Raw genomic sequence first — 25,798 nt, 5'->3', positions numbered from 1 at the left:
CTCAAGGCGGACACTTTTGAAACCTCATGCAATCGCTGAAAAAATACTTTCACAATTTTCTGAAAACTTCCCGCACTGCCCCGTCTTCTCCCCCGCCCGCAACAACTGATAGCGATTAACTGGCCATGCACTACCTGGGCACCCCAGGGTGATGCAGATCCGCCATGCCGTGCGCGGCTCGCTAAGCTGGTTCATCAAGCTTTACCACAAGCTGGTGCGCTGGAGCGCGTCACTGCAGCGGCTGGAGCAGTTCGAGCAGGCGATTGCTGCGAGTCGCCAGCAGCTTCTTGAGGCGCCGGAGTGGCACTGCCTGTGCACTCAGGGGCTGACGCTGTGTAAACCTGATGGTGCGGTGCTGCTCGATGCTCTCGACCTTAGTGGGGCAGGGCGAATGGGTGCGGCAGCTGAATGACGAGCAGGAGTGGGAGCGGTTGTTTTCAGAGGGGGATCAGCAGCGGTTGAGCCTGGCGCGGGTGTTGATGCGCCGGCCGGATACCTTGTATCTGGATGAGGCTACTAACCAGTTGGACATGGTGAGTGCCCGGGAACAGCTGGAGATGCTCAGGCAGGAATTGCCGGAATGCACGTTGGTGGGGGTGACTTATCAGGAGGGCTTGGCTCGACTGTTTGACCGGACAGCCGGGCTGGAGAAGCTGACCGAGCCTGCATGAACCTGCACCGGCCGCTTTCGCGGGTACACCCGCGAATAGGCCAGGACAGGAGAAATCAGGCGTGTCGGCTGAACTGGGCCAACGCTGGCAACAGCTGTTTGTCGATGGCTTGGCGCACTGCCGGCAGAATCGTCGCACTGCCGGTATACATCTGCTCGACCATGCCCTTGAGCGCACGTGCATTGGGCTCGGTCAGCCCACGTACCACCGCCTCGCAGGCCTGCTCGGCACTGGCCCCTGCAGGAATGTCGAAACCCCGCGCGCGCAGGTGGCCTGCCAGGTCGTCCTGATCTATCAAATCCGCATGCATCATGGCTGTTGTCCCTTTTATCGCGAAGAGAGTGCTGCTGTGATTTACGACCGATTCTGTGTCTGCAGCGACACGCGCGCAAGGGCAGAATGTCGCAATGGCTGGTTTGGCTAAGAACAGGTCGCTCCCGGCTAATTGCAGGGGCCGGGAAGCCAGCAGACTGCATCCATTCACGGTCCACGAGGGTTTGGTCACCCTCAATCATGCACAGTGGATGTTGCTCGCTCTTGGCCCCGGATGCTCACGGCTTTCCGGGGCTGTTTTTTTGCTCAGGCCGGCAGCTGCATGACCCGGCCGAGGTACGCCGGCGGGGGCAGGTCGCCTTGTTCCTCCACCAAGCCTTGCAGCAGCGCCACGCTGGTTTCAGCGAACGGCGCCGATTTCGGCCCGGCCAGGTCCACATGCAGCAGCATCTGTTCACTGGCGGCCAGCACCTCGTCGAACCCGGCCCGGTGCAGGCTGTGATAGACATGCAGGCGCTTGCGATCGAAGCCGATGATCTGCGTCTGCACCCACACCTCGGTCCCCAGCTTCACCTCGTGCAGGTAGTTGATGTGCGCTTCCAGGGTGAACAGTGAATTGACGCTCTGCCCCCGGCTGTCGGCATCCAGCCCGATGCGCTCCATCAGCGCATCTGTGGCATAGCTGAAAATCAGCAGGTAGAAGGCATCACGCAGGTGCCCGTTGTAGTCGACCCAGTCCTCCTGGATTGGGGTGCGGTAGGTGATCAGTGTGGGCATCGTGGGCACCTCAGTCGCCGAAAGCCATGCCGTGGTTGGCCTTGCTGGTTTTCACCGCGTCCAGCACCGCCAGCAGGGTGTCGTCACGGTAACGCTCAAGCGCGGCGATGCTGCGTTCGCCCTGTTGCTCAGCGGTGCCGTCCACCACGTCGTCTATCAATTTGTCGGTCAGCTCCGGCGCCGGCAGGTAAGTCCACGGCAGTTTCAGCGCCGGGCCAAATTGCGACATGAAGTGGCGCATGCCGGCGTCGCCACCGGCCAGGGTATAGGTCAGGAACGTGCCCATGAACGACCAGCGCAGGCCTGCGCCAAAGCGGATCGCGTCGTCGATTTCACCGGTTGTCGCCACACCATCGTTGACCAAGTGCAAAGCTTCGCGCCACAGCGCTTCGAGCAGGCGATCGGCGATGAAGCCTGGCACCTCCTTGCGCACATGCAGCGGGCGCATGCCCAGTGCGGTGTAAATGGTCTTAGCGGCTTCGATGGCTTCAGGCGCGGTGCGTTTGCCGCCGACGATTTCGACCAGTGGCAGCAGATAAACCGGGTTGAACGGGTGGCCTACCACGCAGCGCTCTGGATGCGTGCTGGACTCATAGAACTCGCTGGGCAGCAGCCCGGAGGTGCTGGAGCCGATGATCGCGTCGGGCCTGGCCGCCGCACTGATCTTGGCGTGCAGGTCGAGCTTGAGGTCCAGGCGCTCGGGTGCGCTTTCCTGTATGAAGTCAGCGTCGCGCACGCATTCTTCGATGGTTGCCACGAAGGTCAGGCGATCTTGCGCCGCCCCTGGCGCAAGGCCTTGTTTCTCCAGCGCCGGCCAGGCGTTGGCGATGCGCTTGCGCAGGGCCTGCTCGGCGCCGGGTGCCGGGTCCCAGGCGATAACGTCCAGGCCATGGGCCAGGGCGCGAGCGACCCAGCCGCTGCCGATCACGCCGCTACCCAGGGCGGCGAAGGTCTTGATCTTGGTGATAAAGGGCATGACGAACTCCTGAAAGGATCAGCGGCGCTTGAGGTTCATTTTTGCCCGGCCTTCTGCCGGGCTGAGCACGCGGCCACCCATGCGGGTGATAATTTCGGCGGCGCGTTCCACCAGCTGGCCATTACTGGCCAGCACGCCACGGTCCAGGTACAGGTTGTCTTCCAGGCCAACCCGCACGTTGCCGCCCAGCAACACGGCCTGTGCCGCCATCGGCATCTGCATGCGGCCGATGCCAAAGCCGGCCCAGGTCACGTTCGCAGGCAAGTTGTCGACCATGGCTTTCATGGTGGTGGTGTCTGCCGGCGCGCCCCATGGGATGCCCAGGCAAAGCTGGAACAGCGGGTCTTGGAGCAGGCCTTCTTTCATCATCTGTTTGGCGAACCACAGGTGGCCGGTGTCGAAGATTTCCAGTTCGGCTTTCACGCCCAGTTCGGTGATGCGCTTGGCACCTGCGCGCAGTTGCGCGGGGGTGGAGACGTAGATGGCGTTGCCGTCGCCGAAGTTGAGCGTGCCGCAGTCCAGGGTGCAGATTTCCGGCAGCAGGGCTTCGACGTGGGCCAGGCGCTCCAGTGGGCCAATCAGGTCGGTGCCGGGGCCGAATTCCATTGGCGATTCACCCGGGCCGATTTCCAGGTCGCCACCCATGCCGGCGGTGAGGTTGACGATGACGTCCACGTCGGCCTCGCGGATACGTTCCATGACCTCGCGGTAGAGGTTCACGTCGCGGCTGAAGCGGCCGGTCTGCGGGTCACGCACGTGGCAGTGAACAACCGTGGCGCCGGCCTTGGCGGCCTCGACGGCCGATTCTGCGATCTGTTTCGGGGTGACCGGGACCAAGTGGCTCTTGGCGACCGTGTCGCCGGCGCCGGTGAGGGCGCAGGTGATGATGACGTCGTGGTTCATGGCGGTTCCTTGTGGTGTCGGTTTTGGCTTTTCGCGGGTGAAGCCGCCCCCACAGGGGCCGTGATGGCCCTGGCATGTGCTTTGGCTGTGGGAGCGGGTTTACCCGCGAAGAGGCCGGATCAGTTGGCGGTGAGCTTGAGGTTGTCTGCAGCCGGCTTGCCATCGAAGGTAGTCACACCTTCCAGCCAGCGGGCTTTGTCCTCGGGGTGGTCCTTGAGCCACTGTCGGGCCGACTCCAGCGCGTCCTTGTGGTCGAGCAGCGGTTGCATCATGCGGCTCTCGTCTTCGGCGCTGAAGTTAAGGTTGGCCAGCAAGCGGTTGGCATTGGGGCAGCGCTCGGCGTAGTCCGGCGCGGTAACGGTCCAGACCGTGGCGCGCCCTTCGTCAGGGCCCAGGGCGCCTTGGCTGTCGCCCAGGTAGGCCATGTCGATGTTCACGTTCATCGGGTGTGGCGTCCAACCGAAGAACACCACCGCTTCCTTGCGCCGCACGGCCCGGTCGACGGCGGCGAGCATGCCGGCTTCGCTGGACTCCACCAGCTGGAACTTGCCCAAATCGAATTGGTTCTTGGCGATCATTGCCTTGATCTGGGTGTTGGCACCGGAGCCTGGCTCGATACCGTAAATTTTGCCGCCCAGCTCTTTCTCGAACTTGTGGATATCGGCGAAAGTCTTCAAGCCTTTGTCGTACAGGTACTTCGGCACGGCCAAGGTCGCGCGGGCGTCCTCCAGGCTGGGTTTTTCCAGGACCTTGACCTGATTGGCGTCGATGAACGGTGTGATGGTCTGGGTCATGATCGGGTTCCAGTAACCCAGGAACATGTCCAGGCGCTTGTCGCGGATACCGGCGAAGATGATCTGCTGCGAGGCACTGGTCTGCTTGGTCTGGTAACCCAGGCCATCGAGCAACACCTGGGCCATGGCGCTGGTGGCAATGACGTCGGTCCAGTTGACCACGCCCAGGCGCACGTTCTTGCAGGCTGCGGGCTCAGCGGCGAAAAGTGGGGTACAAGCGATGCTGCTCAGTGCAAAGGTTAACAGACTGCGGCGGATCAAGCTGTGCATGGTGGCTCTCCATCGGCAGGGCATTTTTTATAGGTTCGGGCCTCTGTGGGCCGTGTGAACACGCTACGCTGCACCCAGGGTGGAAAATCGCACCCTGGCGACCAAGATTTGCACGGAGGCGACCACCTTTTGCCGTGGAGCATGCAATGCCGCAACTGATCCATTTTCTGTTGTTGCCAGGGTTTTTGGCGATGGGGTTCATCAGTGCCGTAGAGCCTCTTCGTGTGGCAAACCGTTTCAATGGCCCTTGTTATCGTTGGCAGGTGCTGAGCCTGGACGGTGGTGCCGTGCAGGCCAGCAATGGCATGTCAGTGAACGCCGACGCAGCGCTAGGGGCGGCCGAACCCTGTGGCATTGTGCTGATCGTGGCGGGCTTCGATCCGTTGGCCTGCTATGGGCCGGCACTGCAGCAAACGCTGCGTCGTCTGGACCATGAACGCGTCATCCTCGGCGGCATAGATACCGGAGCGGTGGTGTTGGCCGAGGCCGGCTTGCTCGATGGCCATCGCGTTACCCTGCACTGGGAAGCGTTGGACGCGTTCAAGGAAAACTACCCGAGCCTGCAGGCGACCCAAGAGCTGTTCGAAATCGACCGGCGGCGAATCACATGCGCCGGCGGCACCGCGTCGATCGACCTGATGCTCGACCTGATTGCCCGATCCCATGGCAGTGAATTGGCGGTGCAGGTGTCGGAGCAATTCGTGCTCGGCCGCATCCGGCCGCGCCAGGATCACCAGCGGATGCAGATTGCCTCGCGCTATGGCATCAGCAACCGCAAACTGGTGCAGGTGATCGGCGATATGGAAAAGCATACCGAGCCACCGCTCAGTACATTGGATCTGGCCGCACGAGCCATGATCACTCGGCGACAACTCGAGCGCCTGTTCAAGCTGTACCTGAATGAAACGCCGAGCGGTTTTTATCTGAGCTTGCGTCTGGACAAGGCACGTCAGCTGCTGTGTCAGACGCAGATGAGCATTACGCAGGTCAGCGTGGCGTGTGGTTTCGAGCTGCCGTCGTATTTCACCCGCCGTTACAAGCGACGCTTTGGCCGCTGCCCACGTGAAGAGCGCCAGGCGCTCAAGCCACAATTGCCGGATCAGAGCTGATCCACATTGCAGAGCGTTTGCAAGCGCTTTTCAACTTGCGATCGCCCCGCCTCGAAAGCCTGAGCATCAAGCTTCGCGCCCAGGTGGTGCAAATGCAGTCTAAGGTGCGTGCGAGGTGAGTCCGGGTCGGTTGCACAGCATAGGTAAAACACGATTGCCATCTGGCTACCCTCGTCATCCAGGTCAAATTCGATGTGCATGTGCGAACTGGCCGAGGTGCTGCGCAACAAGGCGAGGTCTGGCTGTTTCAAACCATTAAGTATGTCGCTGGCAACCCTTCGGAACTTGAGGTTGCGCGCCTGGGGGGCGGGAATCCAGCCGCTGAAGACATCTTGAAACACGGCGTCCGTGGGGACGTAGTCGAGGCTCTTCGCTGTCCGCTCCACCAGTTCGACACCGCTGTCTTCCAGGCTGCGCAAGAAACGGCTGAACCAGCGCTGGCCGTCTTGCTGGCGATCGTACGTCTGGTTGGCCTCCAGCTGTGCCAGGCGAAGGCAGGCATGAAGGTCGTCCAAGGCGTGCGCGGCGGGTTTTGCGGGCATGCTTCTGGCCCCTCGCTGCAAATTTTGGAAGGGATACCCGGCGCCGCCAGGGCGACGCCGGGCCCGGGTCAGATGTCCAGTGCCAGGATGTCGAACGCCTGGCTGGCCAGCTTCAGCCTCACGGTTTCGCGCATGGCGTTGAAGTGGCGAACGCTGAACGAGCCTTGCTGGGAAGCCCGGTAAACGCGGGTGTTCGACTTGTCGATAAGGCGACCGGCAGAACCAGCAGCTTTTTCAACCTTGTCATAGCTGAGCTGAACGCTGGTCATGTGCATGATCGGCAGCCCTTGCGGGGTCATTTCGCAGGCCGAAATCTGAATGGTGCTGGATTTGCCCGAAACGCTCAGGCTGCTCTCTTCGAGCAATTGCTGCGCCTTTGGCGTTCGCACGATCACTTCGAAAGAGCGCCTCACACAGCGGCTCAGTCGATGGGTGCTGCCAATCTGCACGGTGACGATTTCAGGGGCCAGGGTGGCCAGGGTGTGGGTGTCCTTGTCGAGGGCTTCCTCTACGTGGGCAGCGCCGGTCAGGGTCCAGCCAAACTTGCCTAGGCCATCGTTGTAGAAGTTGTACCACTCGCGCTGTTGGGTTTCTTTGTCGAACTTTTTGTTCGCCGACAAATTCATCAAGCGCATACCATCGAGCACGTCTTCGGCAACGCTGGCAGGTACATCCGGGGCAAAGATGCAGACGGTATTGGCGACCATGACGGCGCGTTCTTCGCCTTCCTTCTTCAGGGCAGCGATGGCGGTGTCCATGTCGGTTTTGCTGATGTTGGAGGTCATATCTTGGTTCCTGTTCAGTACATTCCGGCGCCTCGGGTGAGGCGCTTGGCATGCACTGTGGTTCGGATCGCCAAGACAGATAAGCTGAAAGCTTTTCCTGTTCAGCCGAAGCTTCTATTGCTGGCCGATAGACTGCAGGTACTCCGAGCGGTCATCACTGCGCTGCGCCACGCAGGTATCCCAGGCTGCCTGCAACGCTTTGCTGCCTGGCTTTTCGGCATAGGTTTCCACCTTGCAGTCGGCGTCACGCAGCTGGGTCCACAACTTCTCGGCAGCGTCCATTTTCCCAACAAGGGCATTCGCCTTGTCGCCATCGTCGGCATACTGGTCGCGAATGCGCTGAATCAAGTCGTCATACGCCGACTTCAATTCGCGCTCGGCGGTCTGTTTGTTGAACGCCGCGCAGGCGTAGGTCTGCTGGTCAGTTTCGACGTTGTCGCAGGGGGTGCTTTCTTCTTCGCCGGCCTGTGCGCCCGACACCACGGCCAGCAATACCAGCCATGCCAATGACTTCATCCTTTTCTCCTTAACAAGGCTCACCCATCGGCTGGATTCTCGCTCAGCTACCCGCAAGACGATAGCTCTCTGACGAAATGTTCATCAAGCGGCGGCAGGTGCCGTTATCGCGACTGCCTCTCATCGCCGTACGCCGTGCCAGAGGGCGCGATGTCGCGCATTGACGCTTTCGGCAAACCCCCTGTCGTTTTTGCATCGGGGCGCTGTTGGGCACAGGCATATGCTGGCCTCAAAGCGCCGGCAGAAGATTCGGCGCAGCACAAGTCAATAAAGGGGACAGCCTGATGAGCCCAGCCGAACTTCACGCCGACAGCATCGTCATCGACGGCCTGATCATTGCCAAATGGAACCGCGAGCTGTTCGAAGACATGCGCAAAGGCGGTTTGACTGCGGCCAACTGCACGGTGTCGGTCTGGGAAGGCTTCAAAGCGACTGTCGACAACATCGCCGCCAGCCAGAAACTGATCCGCGAGAACAGCGACCTGGTGATGCCGGTACGCACCACTAGCGACATCCGCAAGGCCAAGGAGCTGGGCAAGACCGGCATCCTCTTCGGCTTCCAGAACGCCCATGCATTCGAAGACCAGATCGGCTATGTCGAGGTGTTCAAGCAGCTGGGCGTGGGCATCGTGCAGATGTGCTACAACACCCAGAACCTGGTGGGCACCGGTTGCTATGAGCGCGACGGCGGCCTGTCGGGCTTCGGCCGCGAGATCGTCGCCGAGATGAACCGCGTCGGCATCATGTGCGACCTGTCCCACGTAGGTTCCAAGACCAGCGAGGAAGTGATCCTCGAATCGAAGAAGCCGGTCTGCTACTCCCACTGCCTGCCTTCGGGCCTGAAAGAACACCCGCGCAACAAGTCGGACGAGGAGCTGAAGTTCATCGCCGACCATGGCGGCTTCGTCGGCGTGACCATGTTCGCGCCGTTCCTGGCCAAGGGCATCGACTCGACCATCGACGACTACGCCGAGGCCATCGAATACACCATGAACATCGTCGGTGAAGACGCTATCGGTATCGGTACCGACTTCACCCAGGGCCACGGCCAGGACTTCTTCGAGTACCTGACCCACGACAAGGGCTACGCCCGTCGCCTGACCAACTTCGGCAAGATCATCAACCCACTTGGCATTCGCACTGTCGGCGAATTCCCCAACCTCACCGAGACCCTGCTCAAGCGCGGCCATTCCGAGCGCGTGGTCCGCAAGATCATGGGCGAGAACTGGGTAAACGTCCTCAAGGACGTCTGGGGCGAGTAAGCCGCTCTCCAAAGCCTGATAGCCCCTGCCAGCAACGCCGGGGCACCCACATAAAAATTTTCTGGAGTTGAGTTTCCATGGCCAAGATCGCCCCGCAATTGCCAATCGAAGTCGACAGCGAGACCGGTGTCTGGACCAGCGACGCCTTGCCGATGCTGTATGTGCCGCGCCATTTCTTCGTCAACAACCACATCGGTATTGAGGAAGTGCTGGGCGCCGACGCCTATGCCGAGATCCTCTACAAAGCCGGCTACAAGTCCGCCTGGCACTGGTGCGAAAAAGAAGCTGAATGCCATGGCCTGGAAGGCGTAGCGGTGTTCGAGCATTACATGAAGCGCCTGAGCCAGCGTGGCTGGGGCCTGTTCGAGATCCAGGACATCGACCTGGATAAAGGCACCTGCAGCGTCAAGCTCAAGCACTCGGCGTTCGTGTACGTCTATGGCAAGTGCGGGCGCAAGGTCGACTACATGTTCACTGGCTGGTTCGCCGGTGCCATGGACCAGATTCTCGCTGCCCGCGGCAGCTCGATCCGCACCGTGGCCGAACAGGTCTATGGCGGTTCGGAAGAAGGCCACGAAGATGGCCTGTTCGTCGTCAAGCCGTTGTAAGCCGGAGAGAGCGTCATGGCATTCGAAGCAATGTTCCAGCCGATCCAGATCGGCAAACTGACCATCCGCAACCGCGTGCTCAGCACTGCGCACGCCGAGGTCTACGCCACTGACGGCGGCATGACCACCGACCGCTATGTGAAGTACTACGAAGAGAAGGCCAAGGGTGGTATCGGCCTGGCCATTTGTGGTGGCTCGTCGGTAGTGGCCATCGATAGCCCGCAGGAATGGTGGTCGTCGGTCAACCTGTCGACCGACCGCATCATCCCGCACTTCCAGAACCTCGCTGACGCCATGCACAAGCATGGCGCCAAGATCATGATCCAGATTACCCACATGGGCCGTCGCTCGCGTTGGGACGGCTTCAACTGGCCGACCCTGATGTCGCCGTCGGGTATCCGTGAACCGGTGCACCGCGCCACCTGCAAAACCATCGAGCCGGAAGAGATCTGGCGCGTGATCGGCAACTACGCCCAAGCCGCGCGGCGTGCCAAGGAAGGTGGCCTGGACGGTGTGGAACTGTCGGCTGTGCACCAGCACATGATCGACCAGTTCTGGAGCCCGCGGGTCAACAAGCGTACCGATGAATGGGGCGGCAGCTTCGAAGGCCGCATGAAGTTCGGCCTGGAAGTGCTCAAGGCCGTGCGCGCCGAAGTGGGTGACGACTTCTGCGTGGGCATGCGTATCTGCGGTGACGAGTTCCACCCCGATGGCCTCAGCCACGAGGACATGAAGCAGATCGCCGCCTATTACGATGCCACTGGCATGATCGACTTCATCGGCGTGGTGGGGTCCGGTTGCGACACCCACAACACCCTGGCCAACGTCATCCCCAACATGAGCTACCCGCCAGAGCCATTCCTGCACCTGGCGGCGGGCATCAAGGAAGTGGTCAAGGTGCCGGTGCTGCACGCGCAGAACATCAAAGACCCGAACCAGGCCACGCGTATTCTGGAAGGCGGCTACGTCGACATGGTCGGCATGACCCGCGCGCACATCGCCGACCCGCACCTGATCGCCAAGATCAAGATGGGCCAAGTGGACCAGATCAAGCAGTGCGTCGGTGCCAACTACTGCATCGACCGCCAGTACCAGGGCCTGGATGTGCTGTGCATCCAGAACGCCGCGACTTCCCGTGAATACATGGGCGTGCCGCACATCATCGAGAAGACCACCGGGCCCAAGCGCAAGGTCGTCATCGTCGGTGCCGGCCCTGCCGGTATGGAAGCGGCCCGTGTGGCGGCCGAGCGCGGCCACGATGTGACCGTGTTCGAGAAGAAAGACCAGATCGGCGGGCAGATCACCATCGCCGCCAAGGCCCCGCAGCGCGACCAGATTGCCGGCATCACGCGTTGGTACCAGCTGGAGTTCGCCCGCCTGAAGGTCGACCTGCGCCTGGGCACCGCCGCTGACGTGGCGACCATTCAGGACCTGCGCCCGGACATCATCGTGCTGGCCGTCGGTGGGCATTCTTACCTGGAGCAGAACGAGCACTGGGGCGCCGCCGAAGGGCTGGTGGTCAGCAGCTGGGATGTGCTCGATGGCAAGGTCGCGCCGGGCAAGAACGTGCTGGTGTACGACACCATCTGCGAATTCACCGGTATGTCGGTGGCAGACTTCATCGCCGACAAGGGCAGCCAGGTGGAGATCGTCACCGACGACATCAAGCCGGGTGTGGCCATGGGCGGTACTACCTTCCCGACCTACTACCGCAGCATGTACCCCAAAGAAGTGATCATGACCGGCGACATGATGCTGGAAAAGGTCTACCGCGAGGGCGACAAGCTGGTGGCGGTGCTGGAGAACGAATACACCGGGGCCAAGGAAGAGCGCGTGGTCGACCAGGTGGTGGTGGAGAACGGCGTGCGCCCGGACGAGCAACTGTATTACGCGCTGAAGGATGGTTCGCGTAACAAGGGCCAGATCGACGTGGACGCGCTGTTCGCCATCAAGCCACAGCCGATCCTTAGCCAGCCGGGCGAAGGTTACCTGCTGTACCGCATCGGTGACTGCGTGGCCCAACGCAACGTGCATGCGGCGATCTACGACGCTTTGCGCCTGTGCAAGGACTTCTGATCGCTCCGCCTCTCTAGAGGCGGGACTGGCCCCCCTGTAGGAGCGAGCGTAGCTCGCGATGGCGTCAGCCTTGGCACCCGGGTTGTCTGTTCGGGCGCTATCGCGAGCTTCGCTCGCTCCTACAGGGGTCCGCGCAACCCTTGAGGCGGCGCAAGAATTCAGCTGTTGTGGGAGCCTCCCATGTTGAACACCCTTCTACCCATTTTGCTGTTCGCTGCCCTTGGCCTGGCAGTGCTCGGCGCCCTGCGCCGGGTGCGCATGTGGCGGCGTGGCCGGCCCTCCAAGGTCAACCTGATCGGCGGCCTTCTGGCCATGCCGCGGCGCTACCTGGTGGACTTGCACCATGTGGTCGAGCGCGACAAGTACATGTCCAACACCCACGTGGCCACCGCTGGTGGCTTTGTGTTGTCGGCCGTGCTGGCGATCCTGGTGCATGGGTTCGGCCTGCAAAACAAGATACTCGGCTACGCCCTGTTGATCGCCACGGTGATCATGTTCAGCGGCGCCATCTTCGTCTTCAAACGCCGCCTGAACCCGCCTTCGCGCCTGTCCAAGGGCCCGTGGATGCGGTTACCCAAGAGCCTGCTGGTGTTTGCCGCAAGCTTCTTCATCGCCACTTTGCCGGTTGCCGGTATCCTACCGGCCAACACTGGCGGCTGGGTCATGGTGGCCATTCTTGGCCTGGGCGTGCTGTGGGGCGTGTCGGAGCTGTTCTTCGGCATGACCTGGGGCGGCCCGATGAAGCACGCCTTCGCAGGTGCCCTGCACCTGGCCTGGCACCGCCGCGCCGAGCGCTTCGGCGGCGGCCGCTCCACCGGCCTCAAGCCCCTGGACCTGGAAGACCCGAACGCGCCCTTGGGTGTGGAAAAGCCGGTGGACTTCACCTGGAACCAGCTGCTCGGTTTCGACGCCTGTGTGCAGTGCGGCAAATGTGAAGCCATGTGCCCGGCGTTCGCTGCAGGCCAGCCGCTGAACCCGAAAAAACTCATTCAGGACATGGTCATCGGCCTGGCCGGCGGCAGCGATGCCAACTTTGCCGGCAGCCCGTATCCTGGCAAGCCGATTGGCGAGCACAGCGGCAACCCACATCAGCCAATCGTCAATGGCCTGGTCGACGCCGAGACGCTGTGGTCGTGCACTACCTGCCGCGCTTGCGTCGAGGAATGCCCGATGATGATCGAGCACGTCGATGCCATCGTCGACATGCGCCGCCACCTCACCCTGGAAAAGGGTGCGACCCCGAACAAGGGCGCCGAAGTGCTGGACAACCTCATCGCCACCGACAACCCCGGCGGCTTCGCCCCCGGTGGGCGGATGAACTGGGCGGCCGACCTCAACCTGCAGCTGCTGTCGCAGGTGAAGGCTACCGAAGTGCTGTTCTGGGTCGGTGACGGTGCCTTCGACATGCGCAACCAGCGCACCCTGCGTTCGTTCGTCAAGGTGCTCAAGGCCTCCGGCGTCGACTTTGCCGTGCTTGGCCTGGAAGAACGCGACAGTGGTGACGTGGCGCGCCGCCTGGGCGATGAAGCGACCTTCCAGCAACTGGCCAAGCGCAATATCCAGACCATGGCCAAGTACAAGTTCCAGCGCATCGTCACCTGCGACCCGCACAGCTTCCACGTACTGAAGAACGAGTACGGCGCATTGGGGGGTGAGTACCAGGTGCAGCACCACAGCACCTACATCGCTGAACTGATTGCGGCCGGCAAGTTGAACCTCGGCAAGCACAAGGGCGGCAGTGTCACCTACCACGACCCGTGCTACCTGGGCCGTTACAACGGTGAGTACGAAGCGCCGCGCGAAGTGCTCAAGGCGCTGGGTATCGAGGTACGCGAAATGCAACGCTCAGGTTTCCGTTCCCGTTGCTGTGGCGGCGGCGGCGGCGCGCCGATCACCGACATCCCTGGCAAGCAGCGGATTCCGGACATGCGCATGGACGACATCCGCGAAACCAAGGCCGAGCTGGTGGCCGTGGGTTGCCCGCAGTGCACTGCGATGCTCGAAGGTGTGGTGGAGCCGCGCCCACAGATCAAGGACCTCGCCGAGCTGGTGGCCGATGTGCTGCTCGAAGAGCAAACGCCTGCGGCCCCAAAGCCGCCAACGGTTAAACGCGAACCTGCGGAGGTGCATTGATGAGCGACATCATCCGCCGCGATCCACGCGCCGAGTGGATTGCCCGTAACCGTCTGCATCCGCTGCACGCGGCGATGCAGACGCAACAGACCCGCTGGATGGGCCCCAACGGCCTGATCCGCAAGAACCCCCATGCCATTGCCACCGGGTTCATCGGCCCGGCTGGCCTGAAACGTATCGACCGCAGCGGCGCCCAGCAGGGTACCGGTGTTGGTGGGCGGCGTACGGCGGCTGCCGAAGTGCAACTGCCGCTGCACCAGGTGCCAGCGCCTGCGTTCTACATTGCCGTGGTACCGGACATGATCGGCGGCCGCCTGAGTAGCCACGACCGCGACATGCTCGGCCTGGCCCATGGCCTGGCCGGCAGCGACGGCGCAGTGCTGGCGGTGGTGTTTGGGGAACACAAGGAAAGCAACTTTTCCACAGCCGGTGTCGATCGCTTGCTGGTCCTTGAAGGCGAGCAGTTTGAAGGTTATGCACCGGAGCAGCTGGTGCAGGGGCTGCGCGCTGTGGACAACCAGTTCGCCCCGCAGCATTGGCTATTGCCCGACAGCCGTACAGGTGGCGGCGAACTGGGCCGGCGCCTTGGCGCGGCCCTGGGCGAGCGCCCGGCCACGCGGGTCTGGCAGGTCAAGGACGGCCAGTGCATCGGCCGTGCCGGTGCCGGCCAGCAAGATCTGCAGCGCGCCGTACCACGCCTGATCCTGGGCGCGGCGGAGTGTGCCGAGCCAGTCAGTGAAACCCGTCACGAAGCGCTGCCGGTGGAGTTGTCCACAAGCGTGGTGCGTAGCCTGCCGCGTATCGAGGACTTGGGCGCTGTGGCAGTGGACCCTGCGACCATCGCCATGGCCGAAGCCGAGTTCATTGTTTCCGGTGGCAACGGCGTCAAGGACTGGGACCTTTACCACAAGGCCACCGCCGCCTTGGGCGCGACCGAAGGCGCCTCGCGGGTGGCGGTGGACGACGGCTTCATGCCGCGTAACCGACAAGTCGGTGCCACCGGTACCTGGGTTACAGCGCGAGTCTATGTGGCTGTGGGTATCTCTGGCGCGATCCAGCACCTGCAGGGCATTGGCGCCTGTGACAAAGTGGTGGCGATCAACATGGACCCTGGCTGCGACATGATCAAACGGGCTGACCTGTCGGTGATTGGCGACAGTTCGGCGATTCTCCAGGCATTGATCGAAGCTGTGGACAACTACCGCAGCGGCGGCCAGCGCGACGCGGCATAAGGGCACAAGCATGAGTACGAAAGTGATCAGCCTGGTATCCATCGGCGCACACCCAAGCTCCGGTCGCGCCCGACGCGCCGAACAGGATTCCCGCGCGGTGGAACTGGGCTTGCAGTTGGCTGGGGATAACTTGCAGGTGGTGCATGCCGGCGACCCTAAGCAAGAGGCCCTGCGCGCCTACCTGGGCATGGGCCTGGAGCATCTGGACGTGCTGGAACAGCCAGCCGGTGCCGATGTGCTGGGCGTGCTGGGCGATTACCTGCGCGATGCTGGCGCCCAGTTGGTGCTGACCGGTAGCCAGGCTGAAACCGGGGAAGGTTCGGGCATGCTGCCGTTTCTATTGGCGGAAAAGCTTGGCTGGCCACTGATTGTAGGGTTGGCTGAGGTGGAGTCGATCGACAATGGGACTGCCCAAGTGCTGCAAGCGCTGCCACGCGGCCAGCGCCGGCGGCTCAAGGTACGCCTGCCGCTGCTGGCGACTGTGGATAACGCAGCACCTAAACCACGGCAAAGCGCTTTTGGCCCTGCGCGGCGGGGGGTATTGGCTGCGCGTGACGTTGCGATTATTGAGGACGAACTGTTGGCCGATGCCCAGTTGCAACCGGCCCGCCCTCGGCCCAAGCGCTTGAAGGTGATCAAAGCCAAGAGCGGGGCCGACCGGATGAAAGCCGCAACGGCCAAAGCAAGCGGTGGTGGCGGTAAGGTGCTGAAGGATGTCTCCCCGCAGGAAGGTGCCGAGGCGATCCTCAAGCTGCTGGTAGAAGAAGGCGTTCTTCGCTGAATGTGTGGTTAGGGATTAATGAGCGGCCTGTGTGCGCTTGGTTTCATTTGCCTGAGGCTGCTTGGATCGAGTGCTTTACGGGTGGACTCGATCTGAGTAGCAATCACGCACCAAAGCGCTTTATTCACAGGCCATAGCCTTTATCCGCTAACGTCGAGGTAGCCGAAGTTTTTTACCCACAATCGCTGTGAGCCGGTCTGTGGATAATCTGTTCAGTAGCCACTGCGAGCCTTTGAGATCAAGGCCTGTGCAGGATTGATCAAAAAACGATCAAAGGGCAGTGAAATGCTGGTTATCGATGAAACTACGTTTCACGAAGCGCTTATCCACAGCTAGGTGAAGGCTAGCGTGATCGTTGTACACAAAGTCTGTTGGTGTCTCTGTGGACAAGATGTACGAAGCAGGCTGTAGCCCGCGCCGCATCAGGGTTGCGTGGATTAGATCAAATTTTGATCAGGTGTGTGGGAGCATGACATTTCCGGCAGCGGAAACCATGAAATAAGTCCTGCAAGCGCTGTGTATAAGTCCTGCATACCTAGCAATTCTGCCAGTTTTTGAAGATGCTCGAGTTGGGGTAGGTTTACCAAAGATTATCGCTTGAGCATCGATCATGCACGGCACGCCAAAGGCCACATCTATCCAAGGCCGGGGAGTAGCGAGGGCCTATTCGCCGTATGGTGCGCACCGGGCGATCGATGGTGGATGCCTGGCTTTCACTGGCCAATTTTTCGATTCTCACGTTGGCGGCTACCACCTGGGTAATGGCCGACGAACCTATAACCCGGTGCTGATGCGCTTTCACTCCCCCGACTCTCTCAGTCCCTTTTCCACAGGCGGGCTGAATGCCTATGCCTACTGCGCTGGTGACCCAGTCAACCGGGTAGACCCCAGTGGCGCGAGCTGGCTGAGCTACTCGATAAGAGGCGTCAGTGTGCTTTCAAGTACGGTAACGCTCATGGGGGCCGTGTTGCGCACGGCAAGAAATGTGGTCAATCGGCTGGAAAGCCAGCATTCGGGCACTCTTTTGGTTGAGCCGAGGTTCAACCAACGTGTAGGTAACATTGCTTTCGCCTGGACAGGCGCGCTGGGCTTTGGGAGCGCGGTAGCAGCCCCTCTCCAACGCGGGTCGGTGAGTAATGTGTTGACCACTACCAGCCAACGCTTGGGTATGAGCAATGCGCTCGGCAATATTGCGGGTGGCCTGTTCTCCAATAGCGAAGCTGCACAGGCGGTTTGGCGTGGGTTGGGGCGGCCAGGCGTATCAGCGGGTAGGGTGGCGTGGGAGACTGTTTTTGAAGTCACAGGCGCCAGGATGGCGGTTGAGGGGGCGTCCTATTTGTGGCGCGGGGCCAGGGCCTTGGGCACGCGTATCAGCGCGGCGTACAACGCTGCGACGGACGCTTGGCGTAATTGGGGGGCGCGGCAATCATCCAGGGCTGAACCCGTGACGACAATCTCCATCAGGGAAACATCTTTGTGATTCAGTAAGGCTGTTTGATCACGGGTTTGGCTGAGGGACCTGATATTTTTGCCAGTTCTGGTGGGGCGGTGCAGGGCTTAGTATTGGGGCTGTCATCTTTCCAGCGAGAGCCGGCATGGCCACGAAAACCCGGTGTCTGGCGGTAGATAGGCAATGCACGGTCCTAGCTGGCGAGAGCGGCGTCACTCGGCGTTACACGGTGTATGGAGCGCATGCCAGCAGCGATTGCCTGATCACAGGGTTCACCGGAGAAAACCAGGACGCGGTAACCGGTTGCTATCACTTGGGCCAGGGCTACCGGACTTACAATCCCCACTTGATGCGGTTTCATTCCCCGGATGATCTCAGCCCATTTGGACTGGGTGGCATCAATGCTTATGTCTATCGTGATCCAGTCAACGCACGGGACCCTTCAGGCCATTCACCGATAACTATTTCGGCATTCACTCAGCGGATCATGACGGCGACCTTCGGCGGCGTCTCGGTGGTTAAAGCCTTGGTGGGCAAAGTCCCTTCTACTGGGCTGGAGAGGCTCATCTTCCGGCTCACCTTTGGGGGAGGATCATTGTCCATAGCAGGCGCAACGGCCCAAGCGGCGGGTTGGGGTTCGGGGACGTACGTATCCAACGTCGGCGCTGGTCTCGCAGGCACAGGCCATGTCTTTCAGTTTGCAAAAGCACTCTATGACGGGCGAAACCGGATTTACAAGAACGTGACTGGCAACTTGCGTAGCCTGATAGGTATGAAAGCGAAGCACACGAAGTCTAGTGATGTGGAGAGTGGGCTGGAGCCATCGGCGCCGCAGAAAACGCCACCACCAAGTCGGCGGCAAAGCGTTTCCGTCCGCAACCAGCCTGAACTTGCAGGTTTTCGCGCAAGTGTAATGAGTGGTCCTTCCCTAAACACTGGTTCTTCAAATCTGTCTGAACCGTATGCTCTTGGAGCCTATGTCTCACGGGAGCTTTTGGAATCAGATACCTCATATATGTCAGACATGAGGCGGAGACAGATGCAGATGCAGATGCAGATGGTCCGACAATAGGCCTCAATGAAAAGAGTCACTCAGGCCAAGCCATTCTCAGGTCCGCTGTCTCAACGCCCTGCGCTGTGTCGCACATCACGAACCCTCCGTGATGTGCGATGCAGCCCAGTTTACTGAGCCTTCACCTCTGTCAGGTACGGAGCAGGTTCAGCGCCAAGATTGGCCAGCATGCGATCGCTGTACCAGTCAATGAAGTTCACCACGCCGAACTCGTAAGTTTTCGAATACGGCCCAGGCTGGTAGGCGGTGGAGTTGATGCCACGCTGGTTCTCTTCGGCCAGCCGGCGGTCCTGGTCGTTGGTAGCGTCCCACACCTTGCGCATGCGCTCTGGGTCGTAGTCCACACCTTCAACGGCATCCTTGTGCACCAGCCATTTGGTGGTGACCATGGTTTCTTGCGCGCTGATCGGCCACACGGTGAACACGATCATGTGGTCGCCCATGCAGTGGTTCCAGGAGTGCGGCAGGTGCAGGATACGCATCGAGCCCAGGTCCGGGTTCTTGATCCGGCCCATCAGCTTCTGGCAAGCCTGCTTGCCGTCCATGGTCATCGACACGGTGCCCTTGAGCAGCGGCATGCGCACGATGCGGTTACGCAGACCATGGCTTTTGTGCAGGTAAGGGATCTTCTCGGCTTCCCAGGCGGCGGCAGAGGCGGCCACGTGATCCTTGAAGGCCTGGTCGGCACGCGGGTCGTTGGTGTCGTCCCACTCCAGCAGGGTTTGCAGCAGCTCTGGGTGCGAGCCTGAGCAGTGGTAACACTCGCGGTTGTTTTCCAGCACCAGCTTCCAGTTGGCCTTTTCCATCAAGGTGGTTTGCACCGCCACCTTGGTGTTCTCCATGTCGTACGGTTCCATGTAATGGTCCAGGGTGGCCAGGAACTCGTCGATCGCTGGCGGGTTTTGCGCCAGGCTGATGAAGATGTAACCCCCAGCGACCTTTACGTTCACAGGCTTGAGGCCGTACTGCTTCATGTCGAAGTCGGCGCCCATCTCGGTGCCGGCGAACAGCAGCCGGCCGTCCAGTTCGTAGGTCCATTGGTGGTAGTGGCAAACCAGCTTGGCCACCTTGCCTTTGTCGCTGACGCACAGGCGCGAGCCGCGGTGGCGGCACACGTTATGGAAGGCATGCACCTTGCCTTCGGCACCGCGCACCACCAGGATCGGGTTGTTGCCGATCTGCAGGGTGATGTAGTTGCCCTTGGCCGGGATCTCGCAGGTCATGCCAGCGATCAACCATTCTTTCTGGAAGATCTCCTGCATGTCGATCTGGAACAGACGCTCGTCGTTGTAGAACGGCTGGGGCAGCGAGTAGGTACGCTCGCGGGTCTGCAGCATCTCGGCAGTGGCCTTGCGTGCAGGTTCCAGTGGATCGCCCAGGCTCAGGGTTGCGGTGACGTCCATCGTGTATTCCTCGGGGCCGTGTGCGGCCGGCAAAAGGTGGCTAATCGTTGTGGTGGTGCCGCAAGGCTGTCTGTTGAAAAACAGCGGATTGTTTTGCCGTGGAGTGTGCGTCCGAAGGCGCCGCGAACCGTATCCATGGGCGACATGGCCGATTTGAATTACGACGCGCCAGCCCTTGTAGTGCGGGGCTGGTCGCGATAAGCACGCCGATGTCGCTGGCAGGAATGTACGTCGTCGCAAGCTTGCGCATCATCCCAGCCATAAAAAGGCCAATCGTCGGCCGCTGGAGATGAACATGTCTGATACCTTCCTCAATCCGGTCACCACTCAGACCTGGGCCAACGGCCGCCACATCGTGCGCTGCGTCAAGGTCATTCAGGAGACCTGGGACGTGCGCACCTTCTGCTTCATGGCCGACCAGCCCATCATGTTCTTCTTCAAGCCAGGGCAGTTCGTCACCCTGGAGCTGGAAATCGAAGGCAAGCCGGTGATGCGCTCGTACACCATCTCAAGCTCGCCGTCGGTGCCTTACAGTTTCTCGATCACGGTCAAGCGCGTGCCGGGCGGGCTGGTGTCCAACTTCCTCCACGACACCATGCACGAGGGCGCCGAGCTGCCGGTGCACGGCCCGGTGGGCCTGTTCAACGCCATCGACTTCCCAGGCGCCAAGGTGCTGTACCTGTCCGGCGGTGTCGGCATTACCCCGGTGATGTCGATGGCGCGCTGGTTCTATGACACCAACGCCAATGTCGACATGGTGTTCGTGCACAGCGCCCGTTCGCCGAAAGACATCATCTTCCATCGCGAGCTGGAGCAGATGGCCTCGCGCATTCCCAACTTCAGCCTGCACATCGTGTGCGAGAAGCACGGCCTGGGTGAGCCGTGGGCCGGCTATCGCGGCTACCTCAACCAACGCCTGATGGAACTGATCGCGCCGGACTACATGGAGCGCGTGGTGTTCTGCTGCGGCCCGACACCCTATATGAATGCGGTCAAGCGCATGCTCGAAGCGGTCGGTTTCGACATGAGCAACTACCACGAAGAATCGTTCGGGGCTACACCGCCAGAGGCCAAGGCCGATGCGGTGGAGCACGCCGAGCAGGCTGCCGATGCGCCGGAACTGGATGTATCGCAGCTCAACCTGGTGGAGTTCATCGGCAGCGAGAAGAGCATCCGCGTAGCCCCTGGCGAGACCGTGCATGCAGCGGCGGCCAAGGTTGGGTTGATGATCCCCAAAGCCTGCGGCATGGGTATCTGCGGCACTTGCAAGGTGCTCAAGCTGGGTGGCGAAGTGGAGATGGAGCACAACGGTGGTATCACCGAGGACGACGAAGCCGAAGGCTACATCCTGTCGTGCTGCAGCGTGCCTAAAGGGGATGTGCGCATCGATTACTGATCGGCCGGGCCGTGGTTGGGTTGAATCAGCCTCGGCTTAACTGACCGGCGGTTGATCCAGGTCGGAACAAGGGGCGCGATACCCTGTCAATCTGCGGTGAAGAAACCTTGAGAATCCGATATTTAATGGCGGGGGCTCACGCTTTTCTTTATCGTGTGCGCCCTTTGCAACAACCCGAGATATACCCATGCTGGAAACCTCCCTGAATCAACTCGAGCAACTGGTCAGCGACCTGATGCAGAAAAACGCTCAACTCACCGAGCAGAACACCACCCTCGGCCAGGAACTGGCCCAGGCCAAAGAAGAGAACGAAACCCTGCAGCTGTCGCTGATGGAGCAGGAAGAGAAGCAAGGCGCCACCGCCGCCCGTATCCAGGCGCTGGTCGAGCGCGCCAGCGCAGGTGTCGTTGGCGCATGAGACTGCAAGCGCAGCCGATCAATGTCGTGTCTATTCTTGGCAACGACTATTCGATCAAGGCGCCCGAAGGCCAGGAAGAAACCTTGGCCCAGGCCGTGCGAATGCTCAATACCGCTCTGGCCGAAACCAAGCGTTCCTACCCCACCTTGATCGGCGACAAGTTGCTGGTGCTTGCTGCGTTGAATCTGTGTTCCAAGCAAATTGCCCAGCAGCAAGAGCACCAACAGACATTGGCGCGTACCCAGGCGCAGATCGATGCCACGGTAGACGCCATCGTCAAGACTATCGCTGAGTCCTGACCCGCTTGGGGGCCGCATGGCGGCCCCATTGTCCCGGATCAGTGGATTAATTGCATACGAGATCGTATACACTTCGCGCAAAACAATAATGTGCGGGGGCGGGGTATGCGTATCTGGCGTAGCAGTATCCAGTGGCAATTGATTGCGAGCATGGGCGCTGCCCTGCTGGCCAGTATTCTGGTGGTGGTGATCATCTTCACGCTGGCGCTCAACCGCCTGACCGAACGGTATCTGGTGGACACGGCGTTGCCGGCCAGCATCGAGGCAATCCGCAACGACATCGAGCACATGCTCGGCAAGCCCTTGGTGGCAGCCGCCGATATCGCTGGCAACACCTTGCTGCGAGACTGGCTCGCCGGCGGTGAAAACCCTGCCCAGGCTCCCGGCTTCATCGAATACCTGCAAGCGTCACGGCAGCGCAACCAGGCCTTCACCACCATGTTCGCTGCCACCGCCACGGGGCACTACTACAGCGAAAAGGGGCTGGACCGCACCCTGAGCCGCAGCAACCCCAAAGATTCCTGGTTTTATGGGTACATCGATAGCGGTGCCGAGCGCCTGGTCAATATCGATATCGACGGTGCTACCGGCGAGCTTGCGCTGTTCATCGACTATCGCGTGGAAAAGGACGGGCAGTTGGTGGGGGTTGCGGGTATGGGGCTGCGCATGAGCGAGTTGTCCCGGCTGATTCACGACTTCAGCTTTGGCCAGCACGGCAAGGTGTTTCTGGTGCGCAACGACGGCCTGATTCAGGTGCATCCGGATAACGCTTTGAGCGGTAAACGCCAGCTTGCAGAGCAGGTTGGCAGTGAGGCAGCGCAGACCTTGATGGCTTCGGCGGGCAAGCTGCAGAGCAGCCGCTTCAGCCGTGATGGCCAGACCTATGTGGCCCTTGGCCTACCGCTGCGGGACTTGAACTGGACACTGGTGGCCGAGGTGCCGGAAACGGAAATCTACGCGCCAATGCGCCAGGCGGTGTGGCTGACCAGCCTGATCGGTGGCGCGGTTGCACTGGCGTCGCTACTGCTGGTGGTACTGCTGGCGCGCGGCCTGGTCAGGCCTATTCGGCGGGTCACCGATGCGCTGGTGCAGATTGGCAGCGGCAGCGGCGACCTCAGTCATCGTTTGGACGATGCCCGCCAGGATGAACTGGGTGACCTGGCGCGGGGGTTCAACCGTTTCCTCGACAGCCAGCGCGGCCTGATCGGCGAGGTGCTGCATACCAGCGAACGCCTGCATCAAGCTGTCGCCCAGGTGGCCCAGGTAGTGGATAACACTGCTGAGCGCTCCGGGCGCCAGCAGGAAATGACCGAAATGGTCGCCACCGCGGTGCACGAGATGGGCCTGACCGTGCAGGACATTGCCCGTAATGCCGGTGATGCGGCCCAGGCGTCGCAATCGGCGCGGGATGAAGCGTTGCAGGCGCGCGAAGTGGTGCGGCGCTCCATCGAGGGTATCGAGGGTATGTCAGGTGATATCGGCATGGCTGCCGAAGCGGTGAGCCAGTTGGCCGATGAAGTTGCCTCGATCGACGAAGTATTAGCGGTGATTCGTAGTATTTCCGAACAGACCAATCTGCTGGCCTTGAATGCCGCCATCGAGGCGGCCAGGGCAGGGGACATGGGCCGTGGGTTTGCTGTGGTGGCCGATGAAGTGCGTACCCTGGCCCGGCGCACGCAACTGTCCACCGATGAGGTGCAGCAGATGATTCAGCGCCTGAAGCAAGGCGCAGGCTCTGCCGTGAGTTCGATGCAGGCCGGGCAGCGCGCGACCGGCAGTGGTGTGGCGTCGAGCCAGCGTACTGGGGCATCGCTGGGCGCGATTACCGATCAGGTTGAACAAATCAGCGACATGAATCATCAGGTGGCGACGGCAACCGAAGAACAGTCGGCGGTGACCGAAGAGATCAACCGGACGGTTCAGGGCATTTCCGACCTGGCGCGGGACACCGCTGCCGAGGTACAGGGTTGCCGTGAGCAGTGCCAAGCGTTGCGCACACTGGCCGATGACCTCGCGCGGCAGATGGGTGGGTTCAAGCTTTAGGTTGCTGGAGCGGGTGTGTGGGGTTTTTGCGACACGAAGACGCTCCGGGGGCTTGGCTTGGGATTTTTTGTGGTGTAGAAATCGAGCGCCGCCCGCGCGGCGCATCGCGAGCTGCGCTCGCTCCTACGTTTGTTTCGGGCCAATTGATCCTGTGGGATTTGCGCGCGGACCCGTTTGTGCATGGCGCGGTATCGCATCGTATGAACCAGGCGGTCGCGCGCGTCTGCCACAGGCGTTACTGGCCCGAAACAAACGTAGGAGCGAGCGCAGCTCGCGATGCGCCGCGCGGGCGGCGCTCGATTTGCGCACCACAGAAATTCCCAAGCCAAGCCCCTAGATCGCGCGCCCCCTGCCGGAGCCGCCTCGTGTCGCGAAAAGAGGGCGAACCCCCTCAGCCATCTGTCAGGCGCCGATGATGCTACGGATATCCGCCGCCAGCTCACGCACCCGCTCTTGCTCGGTATCCCACGAGCACATGAACCGCGCGCCACCACTGCCAATGAAGGTATAGAACCGCCAGCCCTTGGCCCGCAGTGCTTCAATCGCAGGCTCCGGCATTTGCAGGAACACCCCGTTGGCCTCTACCGGGAACATCAATTCTACCCCCGGCAGGTCAGCGACCAGCGATGCCAGCAACTGCGCGCATTGGTTGGCGTGGCCGCCATGACGCAGCCAGGCGCCATCTTCCAGCAAGCCCACCCACGGCGCCGACAAAAAGCGCATCTTCGAAGCCAACTGCCCGGCCTGTTTGCAGCGGTAGTCGAAGTCTTCGGCCAGCTGGCGGTTGAAGAACAGGATCGCCTCGCCCACCGCCATGCCGTTCTTGGTACCGCCAAAGCACAGCACATCCACGCCCGCCTTCCAGGTCAGCTCGGCTGGGCTGCAGCCGAGGAACGCGCAGGCGTTGGTGAAGCGTGCGCCGTCCATGTGCAGGTTCAGGCCCAGCTCCTTGCAGGTGGCACTGATGGCCTTGAGCTCGTCAGGACGGTAGACGGTCCCTACTTCGGTGGCCTGGGTGATGGTGACCACCCGCGGTTTGGGGTAATGGATGTCTTGACGCTTGAGCGCCACTTCGCGAATCGATTCGGGCGTCAGCTTGCCATTGACGCTGCCTGCGGTCAGCAGTTTGGAGCCGTTGGAGAAGAACTCCGGCGCGCCGCATTCGTCGGTTTCGACGTGGGCGGTCTCGGAGCAGATCACGCTGTGGTAGCTCTGGCACAGCGAGGCCAGGGCCAGGGAGTTGGCGGCAGTGCCGTTGAAGGCGAAAAACACTTCGCAGTCGGTTTCAAACAGCTTGCGGAAGTATTCCGAGGCGCGCTCGGTCCACTGGTCGTCGCCGTAGGCGCGGTCGTGGCCGAGGTTAGCCTTTTCCATCGCGGCCCAGGCTTCGGGGCAGATACCGGAATAGTTGTCGCTGGCGAATTGTTGACTTTTGTCTGTCATCACACGGTCCTGTGTACGGCGCAGAATCGCACTCTAAACCATCGCTTCGTAGCTTGCCTATACAAGTTGTACGTTGGCAGACAATGGGGGCCTGGGTTACCCCGTTCGCTATACCGGTAAGCCCCTGGGTTCAGCTCAAGGGTCGAACAATCACTGCAAGCGATGCGTACTCTGGTGGATAGACCAGTATATGGCGGGAGATAATCTGAAACTGCTGACCGTCTTCCTGGAATACTGAGCCGGTCGGCAGCCGCAAGAAGGTTTCCGCCAGAGGGCCTTCAATTTCGGTCACAGGGTTGTCGATGACCCCTTTTAAAACCACTACACCTTTTTCGCCTTGTTTAGGGGGGCGCGGGTGTTTGACCTGCTGTGATGGTTTCTGCTGACCATGCTCTGGCAGATAGAAGGGGGAGTGCATTTCCCATGATATTTTGCCGTCAAAGATCGTTACGCGATGAGTGAATGGGGCTATAGCGAAATCCTCTGAGAAAGCGTCAGAAGGGGTGGAATGCATTAGAAACGCTTTTACATCAGGGTCGGTGATAAGAAGATTTTTATAGAAGAAG

General features: G+C 61.1%; 26 protein-coding genes and 1 pseudogene. 16 read left to right on the top strand and 11 right to left on the bottom strand.

The features are described 5' to 3' along the window. The first annotated feature begins 151 nt into the window (after nt 1–151). Both ACK59H_RS19095 and ACK59H_RS19090 read left to right on the top strand, forming a co-directional pair. Entirely contained in the window at nt 152–412 is a 261-nt protein-coding gene (locus ACK59H_RS19095; protein ID WP_060478320.1) for a hypothetical protein, read from the top strand. Beyond that, nucleotides 363–671 (top strand): ATP-binding cassette domain-containing protein, encoded by a 309-nt coding sequence (locus ACK59H_RS19090; protein ID WP_230849760.1) that lies wholly within the window; start codon nt 363–365, stop codon nt 669–671. Before ACK59H_RS19095 ends, ACK59H_RS19090 begins: the two co-directional genes overlap by 50 nt. A 55-nt stretch (nt 672–726) precedes the next feature. On the opposite strand, the gene ACK59H_RS19085 is transcribed toward ACK59H_RS19090, so the two are convergent. The 5 genes from ACK59H_RS19085 to choX form a co-directional block, all read right to left on the bottom strand. Then, nucleotides 727–984 carry a hypothetical protein gene (locus ACK59H_RS19085; protein WP_060478322.1) on the bottom strand — a complete coding sequence of 86 codons (258 nt, stop codon included), beginning with the start codon at nt 982–984 and terminating at the stop codon, nt 727–729. 266 nt (nt 985–1,250) lie between these two features. Then, entirely contained in the window at nt 1,251–1,721 is a 471-nt protein-coding gene (locus ACK59H_RS19080; protein ID WP_409264787.1) for a thioesterase family protein, read from the bottom strand. 10 nt (nt 1,722–1,731) lie between these two features. After that, on the bottom strand, nt 1,732–2,697 hold the full coding sequence (locus ACK59H_RS19075; RefSeq protein ID WP_186478420.1) for an L-carnitine dehydrogenase: 966 nt from the start codon (nt 2,695–2,697) through the stop codon (nt 1,732–1,734). An 18-nt stretch (nt 2,698–2,715) separates the two neighbouring features. Then, entirely contained in the window at nt 2,716–3,600 is an 885-nt protein-coding gene (locus ACK59H_RS19070; protein ID WP_060478325.1) for a 3-keto-5-aminohexanoate cleavage protein, read from the bottom strand. A gap of 119 nt (nt 3,601–3,719) precedes the next feature. Continuing rightward, entirely contained in the window at nt 3,720–4,664 is a 945-nt protein-coding gene (gene choX, locus ACK59H_RS19065; RefSeq protein ID WP_060478326.1) for a choline ABC transporter substrate-binding protein, read from the bottom strand. 146 nt (nt 4,665–4,810) lie between these two features. On the opposite strand from choX, the gene ACK59H_RS19060 reads away from it, so the two are divergent. After that, nucleotides 4,811–5,773: a GlxA family transcriptional regulator gene (locus ACK59H_RS19060; protein WP_409264786.1), complete on the top strand. Its 963-nt coding sequence runs from the start codon at nt 4,811–4,813 to the stop codon at nt 5,771–5,773. Here ACK59H_RS19060 and ACK59H_RS19055 read toward each other — a convergent pair. From ACK59H_RS19055 to ACK59H_RS19045, 3 genes are all read right to left on the bottom strand, one after another. Beyond that, the gene (locus ACK59H_RS19055) at nt 5,764–6,315 is read right to left on the bottom strand and encodes a hypothetical protein (RefSeq protein WP_409264785.1); all 552 of its coding nucleotides are present in this window, start codon (nt 6,313–6,315) and stop codon (nt 5,764–5,766) included. The two genes, ACK59H_RS19060 and ACK59H_RS19055, sit on opposite strands and share 10 nt — an antisense overlap. A 68-nt stretch (nt 6,316–6,383) precedes the next feature. After that, entirely contained in the window at nt 6,384–7,100 is a 717-nt protein-coding gene (locus ACK59H_RS19050) for a hypothetical protein (RefSeq protein ID WP_261744569.1), read from the bottom strand. 114 nt (nt 7,101–7,214) lie between these two features. After that, the gene (locus ACK59H_RS19045; RefSeq protein ID WP_060478329.1) at nt 7,215–7,616 is read right to left on the bottom strand and encodes a lysozyme inhibitor LprI family protein; all 402 of its coding nucleotides are present in this window, start codon (nt 7,614–7,616) and stop codon (nt 7,215–7,217) included. A gap of 284 nt (nt 7,617–7,900) precedes the next feature. On the opposite strand from ACK59H_RS19045, the gene ACK59H_RS19040 reads away from it, so the two are divergent. The 8 genes from ACK59H_RS19040 to ACK59H_RS19005 all read left to right on the top strand — a co-directional run bounded on the left by ACK59H_RS19040 (nt 7,901) and on the right by ACK59H_RS19005 (nt 18,230). Then, on the top strand, nt 7,901–8,878 hold the full coding sequence (locus tag ACK59H_RS19040) for a dipeptidase (protein WP_060478330.1): 978 nt from the start codon (nt 7,901–7,903) through the stop codon (nt 8,876–8,878). Nucleotides 8,879–8,955: 77 nt separating this feature from the next. Further along, nucleotides 8,956–9,486 (top strand): DUF5943 domain-containing protein, encoded by a 531-nt coding sequence (locus tag ACK59H_RS19035; protein WP_060478331.1) that lies wholly within the window; start codon nt 8,956–8,958, stop codon nt 9,484–9,486. A 15-nt stretch (nt 9,487–9,501) separates the two neighbouring features. Then, on the top strand, nt 9,502–11,562 hold the full coding sequence (dgcA, locus tag ACK59H_RS19030; RefSeq protein ID WP_409264784.1) for a dimethylglycine demethylation protein DgcA: 2,061 nt from the start codon (nt 9,502–9,504) through the stop codon (nt 11,560–11,562). 180 nt (nt 11,563–11,742) lie between these two features. Further along, nucleotides 11,743–13,695, top strand: a complete 1,953-nt coding sequence (gene dgcB, locus ACK59H_RS19025) for a dimethylglycine demethylation protein DgcB (protein WP_397468822.1) — start codon at nt 11,743–11,745, stop codon at nt 13,693–13,695. Beyond that, complete coding sequence (locus tag ACK59H_RS19020) at nt 13,695–14,927, top strand: electron transfer flavoprotein subunit alpha/FixB family protein (RefSeq protein ID WP_060478334.1); 1,233 nt, start codon at nt 13,695–13,697, stop codon at nt 14,925–14,927. Before dgcB ends, ACK59H_RS19020 begins: the two co-directional genes overlap by 1 nt. Nucleotides 14,928–14,937: 10 nt before the next feature. Further along, nucleotides 14,938–15,708: an electron transfer flavoprotein subunit beta gene (locus ACK59H_RS19015; RefSeq protein ID WP_060478335.1), complete on the top strand. Its 771-nt coding sequence runs from the start codon at nt 14,938–14,940 to the stop codon at nt 15,706–15,708. A 610-nt stretch (nt 15,709–16,318) separates the two neighbouring features. Further along, the gene (locus ACK59H_RS19010) at nt 16,319–17,188 is read left to right on the top strand and encodes an RHS repeat-associated core domain-containing protein (RefSeq protein WP_081016647.1); all 870 of its coding nucleotides are present in this window, start codon (nt 16,319–16,321) and stop codon (nt 17,186–17,188) included. A 115-nt stretch (nt 17,189–17,303) separates the two neighbouring features. After that, entirely contained in the window at nt 17,304–18,230 is a 927-nt protein-coding gene (locus ACK59H_RS19005; RefSeq protein ID WP_060478336.1) for an RHS repeat-associated core domain-containing protein, read from the top strand. A 110-nt stretch (nt 18,231–18,340) separates the two neighbouring features. Here ACK59H_RS19005 and gbcA read toward each other — a convergent pair whose 3' ends face one another. After that, nucleotides 18,341–19,633, bottom strand: coding sequence for a glycine-betaine demethylase subunit GbcA (gene gbcA / locus ACK59H_RS19000; RefSeq protein WP_060478337.1), 1,293 nt, complete (start codon nt 19,631–19,633; stop codon nt 18,341–18,343). Between the two features lie 295 nt (nt 19,634–19,928). Between gbcA and gbcB the strand changes: the two genes are divergently transcribed. The 5 genes and pseudogenes from gbcB to ACK59H_RS18975 all read left to right on the top strand — a co-directional run bounded on the left by gbcB (nt 19,929) and on the right by ACK59H_RS18975 (nt 23,789). Continuing rightward, a complete protein-coding gene (gene gbcB / locus ACK59H_RS18995; RefSeq protein WP_060478338.1) occupies nt 19,929–21,029 on the top strand; it encodes a glycine-betaine demethylase subunit GbcB in 1,101 nt (366 codons plus the stop codon). Between the two features lie 187 nt (nt 21,030–21,216). Beyond that, the gene (locus ACK59H_RS18990; protein ID WP_060478339.1) at nt 21,217–21,447 is read left to right on the top strand and encodes a hypothetical protein; all 231 of its coding nucleotides are present in this window, start codon (nt 21,217–21,219) and stop codon (nt 21,445–21,447) included. Beyond that, nucleotides 21,444–21,746: a cell division protein ZapA gene (locus ACK59H_RS18985; protein ID WP_060478340.1), complete on the top strand. Its 303-nt coding sequence runs from the start codon at nt 21,444–21,446 to the stop codon at nt 21,744–21,746. The genes ACK59H_RS18990 and ACK59H_RS18985 overlap by 4 nt, the downstream gene beginning before the upstream one ends. Nucleotides 21,747–21,851: 105 nt before the next feature. Further along, nucleotides 21,852–22,925 (top strand): annotated as a pseudogene (locus ACK59H_RS18980) (cache domain-containing protein); the annotation flags it as partial. 126 nt (nt 22,926–23,051) lie between these two features. Then, nucleotides 23,052–23,789 (top strand): methyl-accepting chemotaxis protein, encoded by a 738-nt coding sequence (locus ACK59H_RS18975; RefSeq protein ID WP_409264788.1) that lies wholly within the window; start codon nt 23,052–23,054, stop codon nt 23,787–23,789. A gap of 402 nt (nt 23,790–24,191) precedes the next feature. On the opposite strand, the gene ACK59H_RS18970 is transcribed toward ACK59H_RS18975, so the two are convergent. Both ACK59H_RS18970 and ACK59H_RS18965 read right to left on the bottom strand, forming a co-directional pair. Then, complete coding sequence (locus tag ACK59H_RS18970; RefSeq protein ID WP_060480497.1) at nt 24,192–25,232, bottom strand: low specificity L-threonine aldolase; 1,041 nt, start codon at nt 25,230–25,232, stop codon at nt 24,192–24,194. A 130-nt stretch (nt 25,233–25,362) separates the two neighbouring features. Continuing rightward, a partial coding sequence (locus ACK59H_RS18965; protein ID WP_409264781.1) for a hypothetical protein occupies nt 25,363–25,798 on the bottom strand: 436 nt, incomplete at its 5' end.

The sequence above is a fragment of the Pseudomonas sp. KCJK9000 genome, assembly GCF_046230725.1.
GTDB lineage: Bacteria > Pseudomonadota > Gammaproteobacteria > Pseudomonadales > Pseudomonadaceae > Aquipseudomonas > Aquipseudomonas promysalinigenes.
This window is presented reverse-complemented; position numbering and strand designations above follow the sequence as displayed.

Coding starts and splice junctions, on each gene's coding strand:
- ACK59H_RS19095 (WP_060478320.1), top strand. CDS start 152: ATGCAGATCCGCCATGCCGTGCGCGGCTCGCTAAGCTGGTTCATCAAG.
- ACK59H_RS19090 (WP_230849760.1), top strand. CDS start 363: ATGCTCTCGACCTTAGTGGGGCAGGGCGAATGGGTGCGGCAGCTGAAT.
- ACK59H_RS19085 (WP_060478322.1), bottom strand. CDS start 984: ATGATGCATGCGGATTTGATAGATCAGGACGACCTGGCAGGCCACCTG.
- ACK59H_RS19080 (WP_409264787.1), bottom strand. CDS start 1,721: ATGCCCACACTGATCACCTACCGCACCCCAATCCAGGAGGACTGGGTC.
- ACK59H_RS19075 (WP_186478420.1), bottom strand. CDS start 2,697: ATGCCCTTTATCACCAAGATCAAGACCTTCGCCGCCCTGGGTAGCGGC.
- ACK59H_RS19070 (WP_060478325.1), bottom strand. CDS start 3,600: ATGAACCACGACGTCATCATCACCTGCGCCCTCACCGGCGCCGGCGAC.
- choX (WP_060478326.1), bottom strand. CDS start 4,664: ATGCACAGCTTGATCCGCCGCAGTCTGTTAACCTTTGCACTGAGCAGC.
- ACK59H_RS19060 (WP_409264786.1), top strand. CDS start 4,811: ATGCCGCAACTGATCCATTTTCTGTTGTTGCCAGGGTTTTTGGCGATG.
- ACK59H_RS19055 (WP_409264785.1), bottom strand. CDS start 6,315: ATGCCCGCAAAACCCGCCGCGCACGCCTTGGACGACCTTCATGCCTGC.
- ACK59H_RS19050 (WP_261744569.1), bottom strand. CDS start 7,100: ATGACCTCCAACATCAGCAAAACCGACATGGACACCGCCATCGCTGCC.
- ACK59H_RS19045 (WP_060478329.1), bottom strand. CDS start 7,616: ATGAAGTCATTGGCATGGCTGGTATTGCTGGCCGTGGTGTCGGGCGCA.
- ACK59H_RS19040 (WP_060478330.1), top strand. CDS start 7,901: ATGAGCCCAGCCGAACTTCACGCCGACAGCATCGTCATCGACGGCCTG.
- ACK59H_RS19035 (WP_060478331.1), top strand. CDS start 8,956: ATGGCCAAGATCGCCCCGCAATTGCCAATCGAAGTCGACAGCGAGACC.
- dgcA (WP_409264784.1), top strand. CDS start 9,502: ATGGCATTCGAAGCAATGTTCCAGCCGATCCAGATCGGCAAACTGACC.
- dgcB (WP_397468822.1), top strand. CDS start 11,743: ATGTTGAACACCCTTCTACCCATTTTGCTGTTCGCTGCCCTTGGCCTG.
- ACK59H_RS19020 (WP_060478334.1), top strand. CDS start 13,695: ATGAGCGACATCATCCGCCGCGATCCACGCGCCGAGTGGATTGCCCGT.
- ACK59H_RS19015 (WP_060478335.1), top strand. CDS start 14,938: ATGAGTACGAAAGTGATCAGCCTGGTATCCATCGGCGCACACCCAAGC.
- ACK59H_RS19010 (WP_081016647.1), top strand. CDS start 16,319: ATGCACGGCACGCCAAAGGCCACATCTATCCAAGGCCGGGGAGTAGCG.
- ACK59H_RS19005 (WP_060478336.1), top strand. CDS start 17,304: ATGGCCACGAAAACCCGGTGTCTGGCGGTAGATAGGCAATGCACGGTC.
- gbcA (WP_060478337.1), bottom strand. CDS start 19,633: ATGGACGTCACCGCAACCCTGAGCCTGGGCGATCCACTGGAACCTGCA.
- gbcB (WP_060478338.1), top strand. CDS start 19,929: ATGTCTGATACCTTCCTCAATCCGGTCACCACTCAGACCTGGGCCAAC.
- ACK59H_RS18990 (WP_060478339.1), top strand. CDS start 21,217: ATGCTGGAAACCTCCCTGAATCAACTCGAGCAACTGGTCAGCGACCTG.
- ACK59H_RS18985 (WP_060478340.1), top strand. CDS start 21,444: ATGAGACTGCAAGCGCAGCCGATCAATGTCGTGTCTATTCTTGGCAAC.
- ACK59H_RS18975 (WP_409264788.1), top strand. CDS start 23,052: ATGACCGAAATGGTCGCCACCGCGGTGCACGAGATGGGCCTGACCGTG.
- ACK59H_RS18970 (WP_060480497.1), bottom strand. CDS start 25,232: ATGACAGACAAAAGTCAACAATTCGCCAGCGACAACTATTCCGGTATC.